Annotated in this window: 10 protein-coding genes; 8 read left to right on the forward strand and 2 right to left on the reverse strand. The window is 72.7% G+C overall.

Annotated elements, in window-relative coordinates; translation table 11 throughout:
• The first annotated feature begins 112 nt into the window (after positions 1 to 112).
• Together AQJ67_RS35095 and AQJ67_RS35100 are read left to right on the forward strand one after the other, a co-directional pair.
• Positions 113 to 1,327 (forward strand): sensor histidine kinase, encoded by a 1,215-nt coding sequence (locus tag AQJ67_RS35095; RefSeq protein ID WP_062723381.1) that lies wholly within the window; start codon positions 113 to 115, stop codon positions 1,325 to 1,327.
• 143 nt (positions 1,328 to 1,470) lie between these two features.
• Positions 1,471 to 2,142, forward strand: a complete 672-nt coding sequence (locus AQJ67_RS35100; protein ID WP_062723382.1) for a response regulator transcription factor — start codon at positions 1,471 to 1,473, stop codon at positions 2,140 to 2,142.
• Between the two features lie 137 nt (positions 2,143 to 2,279).
• Here AQJ67_RS35100 and AQJ67_RS35105 read toward each other — a convergent pair whose 3' ends face one another.
• Positions 2,280 to 3,383 carry a DUF5937 family protein gene (locus tag AQJ67_RS35105; protein ID WP_062723383.1) on the reverse strand — a complete coding sequence of 368 codons (1,104 nt, stop codon included), beginning with the start codon at positions 3,381 to 3,383 and terminating at the stop codon, positions 2,280 to 2,282.
• A 163-nt stretch (positions 3,384 to 3,546) separates the two neighbouring features.
• On the opposite strand from AQJ67_RS35105, the gene AQJ67_RS47165 reads away from it, so the two are divergent.
• Positions 3,547 to 3,765, forward strand: coding sequence for a hypothetical protein (locus tag AQJ67_RS47165; protein ID WP_062723384.1), 219 nt, complete (start codon positions 3,547 to 3,549; stop codon positions 3,763 to 3,765).
• Here AQJ67_RS47165 and AQJ67_RS35115 read toward each other — a convergent pair.
• Entirely contained in the window at positions 3,755 to 4,951 is a 1,197-nt protein-coding gene (locus AQJ67_RS35115; RefSeq protein WP_062723385.1) for a threonine aldolase family protein, read from the reverse strand. The two genes, AQJ67_RS47165 and AQJ67_RS35115, sit on opposite strands and share 11 nt — an antisense overlap.
• 192 nt (positions 4,952 to 5,143) lie before the next feature.
• Here AQJ67_RS35115 and AQJ67_RS35120 point away from each other — a divergent pair, with 192 nt between their 5' ends.
• From AQJ67_RS35120 to AQJ67_RS35140, 5 genes are read left to right on the forward strand one after another with little or no spacing between them, the layout of a single operon-like run.
• Positions 5,144 to 6,073, forward strand: a complete 930-nt coding sequence (locus tag AQJ67_RS35120) for a Rossmann-like and DUF2520 domain-containing protein (protein ID WP_062723386.1) — start codon at positions 5,144 to 5,146, stop codon at positions 6,071 to 6,073.
• The gene (panC, locus tag AQJ67_RS35125; protein WP_062723387.1) at positions 6,070 to 7,062 is read left to right on the forward strand and encodes a pantoate--beta-alanine ligase; all 993 of its coding nucleotides are present in this window, start codon (positions 6,070 to 6,072) and stop codon (positions 7,060 to 7,062) included. The genes AQJ67_RS35120 and panC overlap by 4 nt, the downstream gene beginning before the upstream one ends.
• Complete coding sequence (locus AQJ67_RS35130; protein ID WP_062723388.1) at positions 7,059 to 8,774, forward strand: L-aspartate oxidase; 1,716 nt, start codon at positions 7,059 to 7,061, stop codon at positions 8,772 to 8,774. The genes panC and AQJ67_RS35130 overlap by 4 nt, the downstream gene beginning before the upstream one ends.
• A gap of 5 nt (positions 8,775 to 8,779) precedes the next feature.
• The gene (gene nadC, locus AQJ67_RS35135; RefSeq protein ID WP_062723389.1) at positions 8,780 to 9,751 is read left to right on the forward strand and encodes a carboxylating nicotinate-nucleotide diphosphorylase; all 972 of its coding nucleotides are present in this window, start codon (positions 8,780 to 8,782) and stop codon (positions 9,749 to 9,751) included.
• A gap of 8 nt (positions 9,752 to 9,759) precedes the next feature.
• On the forward strand, positions 9,760 to 10,557 hold the full coding sequence (locus AQJ67_RS35140) for a type III pantothenate kinase (protein ID WP_048586150.1): 798 nt from the start codon (positions 9,760 to 9,762) through the stop codon (positions 10,555 to 10,557).
• Positions 10,558 to 10,781 lie beyond the last annotated feature (224 nt).

Genomic DNA, 10,781 nt, shown 5'->3' on the forward strand with positions numbered 1-10,781 from the left:
GGCGTAAGCGCACAGGGGAACGCAGCCTCCACCTTGCGGAGTACACGCGGGTGATGCGGATCGGCCCTCCGGTTGACCCCTGCACGCATCTCGCTTCCCTACGCTGGGTTACGTGCAGCGCCTCTATGACTTCCTCCGCAGGCACCCGACAGGGGTCGACAGCTTCTGGGCCGTCTTCCTGTTCGGGATCTCTGTGCTGACCGTGGCCGTTCAGGAGGAGGGCGGGCAGGACCATCCGGGCATCCGCTCCGAGGCGGTCATCGTCCCGGTCGTCCTCCTGTTGTGCCTGGTGATGGCGTTGCGCCGGCGCATGCCGGAGAAGATGCTGCTGCTGGCCATCGGTGTGGGGCTCGCTCAACTGGCCCTGGACGTGGCGACGACGGCCGCCAACTTCGCCTTCCTGGTGATCGTCTACACCGTGGCCGCGACCGGCGCCCGCTGGGCCTCCCGGCTCGCGCTGGGCGTAGGCCTGTGCGCGGCACCCGTGGCGCAGTTGCGCTGGCCGGAGCAGGACTCCAGCGTCCTGGGCACGGTGGCTCTGATGATCTTCACGTCGGTCCCGTTCGCCCTCGCCTGGGTGCTCGGCGACTCGATCCGCACCCGCCGCGCCTACTACGAGCAGCTGGAGGAGCGCGCGACCCGGCTCGAAAAGGAGCGCGAGGCGCAGGCCAAGGTCGCGGTCGCCGCCGAACGCGCCCGGATCGCACGCGAGCTGCATGACGTCGTCGCGCACAACGTCTCCGTGATGGTGGTGCAGGCCGACGGCGCCGCCTACGTCCTCGACTCCGCCCCGGACCAGGCCAAGAAGGCCCTGGAGACCATCTCCTCCACCGGCCGCCAGGCCCTCGCCGAGATGCGCCGCCTGCTCGGCGTGCTGCGCACCGGCGAGCACCAGGAGAGCGGCGAGTACGTCCCGCAGCCCGACGTCGAGCAGATCGACGACCTCGTCCAGCAGTGCCGCACCTCCGGCCTGCCGGTCGACTTCAAGGTCGAGGGCACCCCGCGCCCGCTGCCCAGCGGCGTCGAACTCACGGCGTACCGCATCGTGCAGGAGGCGCTCACCAACACCCGCAAGCACGGCGGGCCGAACGCGGGCGCCAGCGTGCGCCTGGTCTACTTCGACGACGGGCTCGGCCTGCTCGTCGAGGACGACGGCAAGGGCGCCCCGCACGAGCTGTACGAGGACGGCGGCGCCGACGGCGAGGGGCACGGCCTGATCGGGATGCGCGAGCGCGTCGGCATGGTCGGCGGCACCCTGGACGCGGGACCGCGCCCGGGCGGAGGATTCCGCATCAGTGCGCTCCTGCCGCTCAAACCGGCACACTGACGCCCATCGCATGCCCCTCGTTGACACCTGTCACGGCGTGACAACGGCCTTGTAGAACGGCAGAACTGCAGAGCGGAAGAACTGCAGAGCGGCCCTGTAGAGCGGCCGTGCAGACGGATACGGAAGACACGGAAGAGGACCCGATGACGATCCGCGTGATGCTCGTCGACGACCAGGTGCTGCTGCGCACCGGGTTCCGGATGGTGCTCGCCGCCCAGCCGGACATGGAGGTCGTCGCGGAGGCGGGCGACGGCGTCGAGGCCCTCCAGGTGCTGCGCGAGACCCCCGTCGACGTCGTGCTGATGGATGTGCGCATGCCGAAGCTGGACGGTGTGGAGACCACCCGCCGCATCTGCTCCGAGCCCGAGCCGCCCAAGGTGCTGATCCTCACCACCTTCGACCTCGACGAGTACGCCTTCTCCGGGCTGAAGGCGGGCGCCTCCGGCTTCATGCTCAAGGACGTGCCGCCCGGCGAACTCCTCGCCGCCATCCGCTCCGTGCACAGCGGCGACGCCGTGGTGGCCCCCTCGACGACCCGGCGGCTGCTGGACCGGTTCGCGCCCATGCTGCCCTCCGCCGGCAAGGAGCCCCAGCACAAGGAGCTGGAGCGGCTCACCGACCGCGAGCGCGAGGTCATGGTGCTGGTCGCCCAGGGCCTGTCCAACGGTGAGATCGCGGCCCGGCTGGTCCTGTCCGAGGCCACCGTGAAGACCCACGTCGGCCGCATCCTGACCAAGCTGGGGCTGCGCGACCGGGTCCAGGTGGTGGTCCTGGCGTACGAGACGGGGCTGGTGCGGGCCGGCGGGCACGGCTGACGGTTCGCTCGTGCGCGGGCGCTGCCTGAAGGTCCGCGCGTGCTCCTCCTCGCCGAGCGCGGCTGCGGCGGGTGCGGCGGGTGCGGGTCGGGGTCAGGCACATCCGGTTCGACCGACGGCCACCCCGTGAGCGCCCGTCATCTCAGGAGCGCTTCGAGGAAGTCGCTGCCGAGCCGCGCGACCGCGGTGACGTCCAGCTGGTACAGGACGTACCGCCCCCGGCGCCGGGTGGTGATCAGGCCCGCCTTCTTGAGGACGCTCAGGTGCCGGGATATCTCCGGGGCGGTCATGCCGTGGATCTGTACGAGCTCGCTCGTGGTGTACGTGCTGCGGGCGAGGTTGCGGCACAGCTGCATCCGCACCGGGTGGGACAGGGCGGTCATGCGCAGGGTCAGCTGCTCGACCGAGGGCGGTGACGCCGGCTCGGGGGAGCTGACGGGGTAGTGCAGCACGGGCTGCCAGCCGTGCCGGTGCAGCACCATCAGATGCGGCCAGCCCAGGCTCGTCGGCACCAGCAGCAGACTGCCGTTCCTGATCAGGCTGTGGCCCTGGCGGAGTTTGTCGATGGTGATCCGTCCGGCGGCCTCGTCGAGCACCACCGCCGCGGAGATCGACGTCAGCGCCTCGGCCAGCCCCTTGCGTCGCAGGAGGTCGGTCCGGTGACGGGCGTCCGCGGCGAGCTGGTGGCGCAGCCGGGACCAGGTGTCGGCGAAGAACGCCTCGTCGCAGTCCTGAAGGAACTGCCGCAGCCAGGTCCGGATGCGCGGTGGGTCGTCGAGCAGCCGCTGGCTGAACCGCAACTGCTGCGGCCCGCGCGCGGCGGCCAACTCCAAGGCGCGGCGGCGCAGCTCCGCGTCGGCCAGCACGTCCTGGCTCGGCGTGGCGTAGGGCAGGGCGCAGGTGAACTCCAGGGCCGCGTCCACGAACTGCTCGTCCGTCAGCTTGTCCAGCAGATCCAGCTCCTCGGCGAGTGTCGCGCCGGGCAGGGTCCCGCCCGGGACGCCCGCACAGGGCAGGAACAGATCCGAGAACGTCGTCCGCCACAGGAAGTCGGCCTCGCACATCCGGTCGGCCAGGTGCGGATCGAGCCGGGTGGTGACACTCGTCGCCCAGCCCCGCAGCCCCGGATGGTGCCCCGACTCCGCCAGCGCGTGCAGCGCCGTGCCGAGCTCGGCCAGGGGCGAGGGGACCACGACGACCCTCTCCGGCCGCAGCCCCGCGATGTCGATGCTCACGCTCATGCCCTCATGGTGCACCCCGCCACTGACAACGCGGCCGTCGATTGACGGCCGCCGTCAATCCACGCGACGCGACCGTGACCTCGGACGCAGCCTGGGACCACCGGGGCAGCCGCGGAGCCCGATCCCTATGTCATGTCTCCAACGTCCCGAGAAGGCGATCCACATGAGCATCACGCAGCACCACTTCCTCGACGTCTACCGCGCCCGGCAGCTCGGCGAGCCCGCCCCTCCGGCGCCGGGCGCCCACGACTGGCAGGTCGTCCGCGAGTGGCGCGACCACCGGCAGTTCAGGGCGGCCGTCATGGCCGGGCGGCCGGCCCGGGAGCGGATCCGGGCGGGCCTGGGCCGCTGGCTGCGCGGGCGGCGGCGTTCTACCGGCTGACCCGCGAGGGCAGTTGGGCCACGAACTGTGCGACCGCCGCCTTCACGTCCTCCTCGCTCCACTCCAGGCCGGGGGCCCGTACATGGATCTCGGTGAAGGCCAGGCCGGGGCCGTGCGGGTCCCAGGGGGAGGTGAACAGCATGGTGCCGGTCTCCTCGGCCTGGCGCACCGCCGCCTCGGTGAGCACGTCCGCCTCGTACGGCAGCCAGACCTGGAAGTCGTGGGTGTGCGGCACCTCGGGGTACACGCGCGCCCACGGCAGGCCGGCCGCCGCGAAGCCCTCGCGGAACGCGGCGGCCACCACGCGCGCGTGCGCCACGTACTCCGGCAGCCGGGGCAGTTGCCGCTCCAGGCCGACCAGCGCCGACAGCACGGTGGGGAACTGCTGGAAGATCTGGCCGCCGTACCTGTGCCGCCAGGTCCTGGCCTCCTCGACCAGGGTCTTCGGGCCGGCCAGGGCCGCACCCCCGAAGGCGTCGAGCGACTTGTAGAACGACACGTACACGCTGTCCGCCAGGCCCGCGATCTCCTCCAGCGGACGGCCGAGCTGCACGGTGGACTCCCACAGGCGGGCGCCGTCGAAGTGCACCACGGCGTCCCGCTCGCGCGCCGCCTGCACGACGTCGGTGAGCTCGTCCCACGTGGGCAGCACACAACCGGCTTCCCGCAAGGGGAGTTCGAGCATGAGCGTCCCAAAGGGCTCAGCGAAGTCGCGCACCTCGGCGGCGGTCGGCATCCTGGGCTCGCTCGTCACCCGCACCGGACGCAGACCGCTCACCTGGCTGAACGCGTTGCGCTCGTGCACCTCGGGGTGGCTCAGCGCGTGCAGGGCGACCGTCGGGTTGCCGGTCCGGCCCGCCCAGCAGCGCAGGGCCACCTGCTGGGCCATCGTGCCGGTCGGGAAGAAGGCGGCCGCCTCCGTGCCGAGCAGTGCGGCGACCTTCTCCTCCAGCACCTCCACAACGCCGTTGCCGTAGATGTCCGACGGCTCGTCCAGGTCGTACACGTCCTTGGCCTCGTCCAGCAGGGACAGGCGCTCCCGGAGGGACTTCTGGAAACCGTGGCGCGCGAACACGCGCCGGGCGCTGCGCTGGGCGGCGATGCGTCGTTCGCGGAGCTGCCCGCGCCGTTCCTCGTCGGACGTCTGATTCAGCGGGTGGCCGTGGTGCGGCGCCGTGTCACTCATCCCCGGATGATGCCTCGCGTGGACGCGCGCGAGCACCCGCGTTTCCGTGCGCCCGCCCGCGTCCTGTCCACAGTCCGGGCCGTGCGATAACCCACAGCCTGTGGACAACCGAAGCCCTCCCGAACCGATCGCGTTAACATGACGAGAAATCGTCCGGTACCCAGAGCGGACTGGAACGGGAAGGCCGCCGGAGTGAGTACAAGCCAACAGCCAGACCCCAGGGACCGCCCCGCGCGCCTCACCGTCGGCGTCGTCGGCGCCGGCCGCGTGGGCCCCGCGCTCGCCGCGTCCCTCCAGCTCGCCGGGCACCGCCCGGTGGCCGTCTCCGGGGTCTCCGAGACCTCCCGGCGGCGAGCTGCGCAGATGCTCCCCGACGTGCCGCTCGTGCCGCCCGCCGAAGTCCTCGCGCGCGCGGAACTGGTCCTGCTGACCGTCCCCGACGACACTCTCCCCGGACTGGTCGAGGGGCTCGCCGACACCGGGGCCGTCCGGCCGGGGCAGCTCCTGGTGCACACCTCCGGGCGCTACGGCACGAAGGTGCTCGACCCGGCCCTGCGCGCGGGCGCGCTGCCGCTGGCCCTGCACCCGGCGATGACCTTCACCGGCACCCAGGTGGACGTCCAGCGCCTGGCCGGCTGCTCCTTCGGGGTCACCGCGCCCGAGGAACTGCGGCTGGCCGCCGAGGCCCTGGTCATCGAGATGGGCGGCGAACCGGAATGGGTCGCCGAGGACATGCGCCCGCTGTACCACGCGGCGCTCGCGCTGGGCGCCAACCACCTGGTCACGCTCGTCGCCCAGTCCATGGAGCTGCTGCGCGAGGCGGGCGTCGCCGCCCCCGACCGGATGCTCGGCCCGCTCCTCGGCGCCGCCCTCGACAACGCCCTGCGCTCCGGCGACGCCGCCCTGACCGGCCCCGTCGCGCGCGGGGACGCGGGCACCGTCGCCGCGCACGTGACCGAGCTGCGACGGCACGCCCCGCAGACCGTCGCCGGGTATCTCGCGATGGCCCGCGCGACCGCCGACCGGGCGCTCGCCCACGGGCTGCTGAAGCCGGAGCTCGCCGAGGACCTCCTCGGGGTACTCGCCCACGGATCCGACGGCGCCGAGGGAGGGGCCCGATGACGACCACCCTGCTGCGCACCGCCGACGAACTGCACGCACGCACGCGTGCCGGCCGCCGCGCCGTCGTGATGACCATGGGCGCCCTGCACGAGGGCCACGCCACCCTGATCCGCACCGCGCGCACCATCGCCGGACCGGAGGGCGAGGTCGTCGTCACCGTCTTCGTGAACCCCCTGCAGTTCGGCAAGGGCGAGGACCTCGACCGCTACCCGCGCACCCTGGAGGCCGACCTCAAGATCGCCGAACAGGCGGGCGCGGACGCCGTGTTCGCCCCCTCGGCCGACGAGGTCTACCCCGGCGGCGAACCCCAGGTCCGCATCAGCGCCGGCCCCATGGGCGAGCGCCTGGAAGGCGGCTCCCGCCCCGGCCACTTCGACGGCATGCTCACCGTCGTCGCCAAGCTGCTCCACCTCACCCGCCCCGACGTCGCCCTGTACGGCCAGAAGGACGCCCAGCAGCTCGCCCTGATCCGCCGCATGGTGCGCGACCTGAACTTCGGCGTCGAGATCGTGGGTGTCCCGACCGTGCGCGAGGAGGACGGCCTCGCGCTGTCCAGCCGCAACCGCTACCTCGCGCCCAAGGAGCGGCGTACGGCACTCGCCCTGTCCCAGTCGCTGTTCGCCGGCCGCGACCGGCACGCCGCACAGGAGGCGCTGCGCGCGCGGGCCCGCGAAGTGCCCGCCACGCGTGCGCGTGCCGAGGCGCTCAGCGCCATAGGGGAGTCCCGCGCGGCCGCCGACGCGCACGCCGTCGCCAAGGCCGTCCCCGGCGCCCCGGCGGCCGTCCGCGCCGCCGCCCGCCTGGTCCTCGACGAGGCCGCCCGCCTGGACCCGCCGCTCGAACTGGACTACCTCGCGCTCGTCGACCCGTCCGACTTCACCGAGATCGAGGACGACTTCACCGGCGAGGCCGTCCTCGCCGTCGCCGCCCGGGTCGGGACGACCCGGCTGATCGACAACCTCCCCCTCACCTTCGGAGCCGCCTCGTGACCAGCACAGGCATACGACTGCACGCCCCAGCGCCCGGATGGTCCATCGACGCGGACGTCGTGGTCGTCGGCTCCGGCGTCGCCGGCCTCACCGCCGCCCTGCGCTGCGAGGCCTCCGGCCTGAGGACGGTCGTCGTCACCAAGGCCCGCCTGGACGACGGCTCCACCCGCTGGGCCCAGGGCGGCGTCGCCGCGGCCCTCGGCGAGGGCGACACCCCCGAGCAGCACCTCGACGACACCCTGGTGGCGGGCGCGGGCCTGTGCGACGAGGACGCGGTTCGCATCCTCGTCACCGAGGGCCCCGGCGCCGTACGCCGCCTCATCGAGACCGGCGCCCACTTCGACGAGTCCGAGGAGGGCGAACTGGCCCTCGGCCGCGAGGGCGGCCACCACCGCCGCCGTATCGCCCACGCGGGCGGCGACGCGACCGGCGCGGAGATCTCCCGCGCCCTGGTCGAGGCGGTACGCGCGCGTGGCGTACGCACGGTCGAGAACGCGCTCGTGCTCGACCTCCTGACGGACGCGGACGGCCGTACCGCGGGCGTGACCCTGCACGTCATGGGCGAGGGCCAGCACGACGGCGTGGGCGCGGTCCACGCCCCCGCGGTGGTGCTCGCGACCGGCGGCATGGGCCAGGTCTTCTCGGCGACGACCAACCCGTCCGTGTCGACCGGCGACGGGGTCGCCCTGGCCCTGCGCGCGGGCGCCGAGGTCAGCGACCTGGAGTTCGTCCAGTTCCACCCCACCGTGCTCTTCCTCGGTCCGGAGGCCGAGGGCCAGCAGCCCCTGGTCTCCGAGGCCGTGCGCGGCGAGGGCGCCCACCTGGTCGACGCCGACGGTGTGCGCTTCATGGTGGGACAGCACGAACTCGCCGAACTGGCCCCCCGGGACATCGTCGCCAAGGGCATCCTGCGGCGCATGCAGGAGCAGGACGCCGAGCACATGTTCCTCGACGCCCGCCACTTCGGCGCCGACATGTGGGAGCACCGCTTCCCGACGATCCTCGCCGCCTGCCGCGCCAACGGCATCGACCCGGTCACCACCCCCATCCCGATCGCCCCGGCCGCCCACCACGCCTCCGGCGGCGTACGCACCGACTCCCAGGGCCGTACGACGGTCCCCGGCCTGTACGCCTGCGGCGAGGTCGCCTGCACGGGCGTGCACGGCGCCAACCGTCTGGCCTCCAACTCCCTCCTGGAAGGCCTGGTCTACGCCGAGCGCATCGCGGAGGACATCGCGGCGTCCCGCGCGGCGAACGGCCTCCACGCGCGCGTGCCGCACCCGGTGCCGTACCCCGAGACCCCCGAGCACCCCCTGCTCACGCCCGAGGCCCGTTTCACGATCCAGCGGATCATGACGGACGGCGCGGGCGTCCTGCGCTCCGGGCAATCCCTCGCCAAGGCCGCCGAGCAGATCCAGCAGCTGCACACCGAGGCCCGGGACGCCCTCGCCGAGAACGGCAAGACGGCCGAGCCCGGCGTCGACACCTGGGAGGCCACCAACCTCCTGTGCGTGGCCCGGGCCCTGGTGACCGCGGCCCAGCTCCGCGAGGAGACGCGAGGCTGCCACTGGCGCGAGGACGAGCCCGACCGCGACGACGCGTCCTGGCGCCGCCACATCGTCGTACGCCTGAACCCCGACCGCACACTGGCCGTGCACACCACCGACACCGCAGACTTCCCCCCGACCCGGCAGCCACAGCAGGAGCAGTGACAGAAGTGACCACCCCCGACCTTCCCCTCGCCTCGAGCGGCGGCTGCGGCGACGACTGCGCCTGCGGTGCCGGCGAGGAGTACCTGGAGTGCGGCCTCGACCCCGCGCTCGCCCAGCTCCTGGCCGACGCGGGCCTCGACCCGGTCGAGGTCGAGGACATCGCCAACGTGGCCATCCAGGAAGACCTCGCCCACGGCGTGGACGTGACGACGGTCGCCACGATCCCCGAGGAGTCGACCGCGACCGCCGACTTCGTCGCGCGCGAGGCGGGCGTCGTGGCGGGCCTCAGGGTCGCCGAGGCCGTCGTCTCGATCGTCTGCGAGGACGAGTTCGAGGTGGAGCGCCATGTGGAGGACGGCGACAAGGTGGAGGCAGGCCAGAAGCTCCTCTCCGTCACCACCCGCACCCGCGACCTCCTGACCGCCGAACGCAGCGCCCTGAACATCCTCTGCCGCCTCTCCGGCATCGCGACGGCCACGCGCGCGTGGGCGGACGTACTCGACGGCACCGGGGCGAGGGTCCGCGACACCCGCAAGACGACGCCGGGCCTGCGCTCCCTGGAGAAGTACGCGGTGCGCTGCGGAGGCGGCGTGAACCACCGCATGTCCCTGTCGGACGCGGCCCTGGTGAAGGACAACCACGTGGTGGCCGCCGGCGGCGTCGCGGCGGCCTTCCAGGCGGTCCGCGAAGCCTTCCCGGACCTCCCCATCGAGGTCGAGGTGGACACTCTCCACCAGCTCCGCGAGGTGGTGGACGCGGGCGCCGATCTGATCCTCCTGGACAACTTCACGCCGGGCGAGTGCGAGGAGGCGGTGGCGATCGTGCACGGCCGGGCAGCCCTGGAGGCGTCGGGCCGTCTGACCCTCACCAACGCCAAGGCGTACGCCGACACAGGCGTCGACTACCTCGCCGTCGGCGCCCTCACCCACTCCTCGCCGATCCTGGACATCGGCCTGGACCTGCGAGCGGCGGAGTAGGAACGGGCATGCTCCTCACGATCGACGTAGGCAACACGCACACCGTCCTCGGCCTGTTCGACGGCGAGGACATCGTCGAACACTGGCGCATCTCCACGGACGCCCGCCGCACCGCCGACGAGCTCGCGGTCCTCCTCCAGGGCCTGATGGGCATGCACCCGCTCCTCGGCGACGAACTCGGCGACGGCATCGACGGCATCGCCATCTGCGCGACGGTCCCCTCGGTCCTCCACGAACTCCGCGAGGTCACCCGCCGCTACTACGGCGACGTCCCGGCCGTCCTTGTCGAACCCGGCGTGAAGACGGGCGTACCGATCCTCACCGACAATCCCAAGGAGGTCGGCGCCGACCGCATCATCAACGCGGTCGCGGCTGTCGACCTCTACGGCGGTCCGGCGATCGTCGTCGACTTCGGTACGGCGACGACGTTCGACGCGGTGAGCGCGCGCGGTGAGTACATCGGCGGTGTCATCGCTCCCGGCATCGAGATCTCCGTCGAGGCGCTCGGCGTCCGGGGCGCCCAGCTCCGCAAGATCGAGGTGGCCCGTCCCCGTAGCGTCATCGGCAAGAACACGGTCGAGGCGATGCAGTCCGGCATCATCTACGGCTTCGCCGGGCAGGTCGACGGCGTGGTCAACCGCATGGCCCGCGAACTGGCCGACGATCCCGAGGAGGTCACGGTCATCGCGACGGGTGGCCTCGCTCCCATGGTCCTCGGCGAGTCCTCCGTGATCGACGAGCACGAGCCCTGGCTGACCCTGATCGGCCTCCGCCTCGTCTACGAACGCAACGTCTCCCGAATGTGACCTCGCCCCCGCCGCCCCTACCCGTCCCATCCCCAGGGGCTCCGCCCCTTCGACCCCGCCAGGGGGCTGCGCCCCCTGGACCCCCATCGGCCTGAACGGCCTCGTCCTCAAACGCCGGACGGGCTGGAAGTGTCAGGGGCCGTCTAGCCCTCTGCGGGTGGGTGGGGGTTGGGGGCGGTCTCGTCCTCAAAGACGCCGGGCGGGCTGGAAGTGCCAGGGGCCGT

It is taken from the genome of Streptomyces caeruleatus (genome assembly GCF_001514235.1).
Lineage (GTDB): Bacteria > Actinomycetota > Actinomycetes > Streptomycetales > Streptomycetaceae > Streptomyces > Streptomyces caeruleatus.

Bases quoted from the DNA above. Each gene is read 5' to 3' on its own strand.
- AQJ67_RS35100 (WP_062723382.1), top strand. From the start codon at position 1,471: ATGACGATCCGCGTGATGCTCGTCGACGACCAGGTGCTGCTGCGCACC.
- AQJ67_RS35105 (WP_062723383.1), bottom strand. From the start codon at position 3,383: ATGAGCGTGAGCATCGACATCGCGGGGCTGCGGCCGGAGAGGGTCGTC.
- AQJ67_RS47165 (WP_062723384.1), top strand. From the start codon at position 3,547: ATGAGCATCACGCAGCACCACTTCCTCGACGTCTACCGCGCCCGGCAG.
- AQJ67_RS35115 (WP_062723385.1), bottom strand. From the start codon at position 4,951: ATGAGTGACACGGCGCCGCACCACGGCCACCCGCTGAATCAGACGTCC.
- panC (WP_062723387.1), top strand. From the start codon at position 6,070: ATGACGACCACCCTGCTGCGCACCGCCGACGAACTGCACGCACGCACG.
- AQJ67_RS35140 (WP_048586150.1), top strand. From the start codon at position 9,760: ATGCTCCTCACGATCGACGTAGGCAACACGCACACCGTCCTCGGCCTG.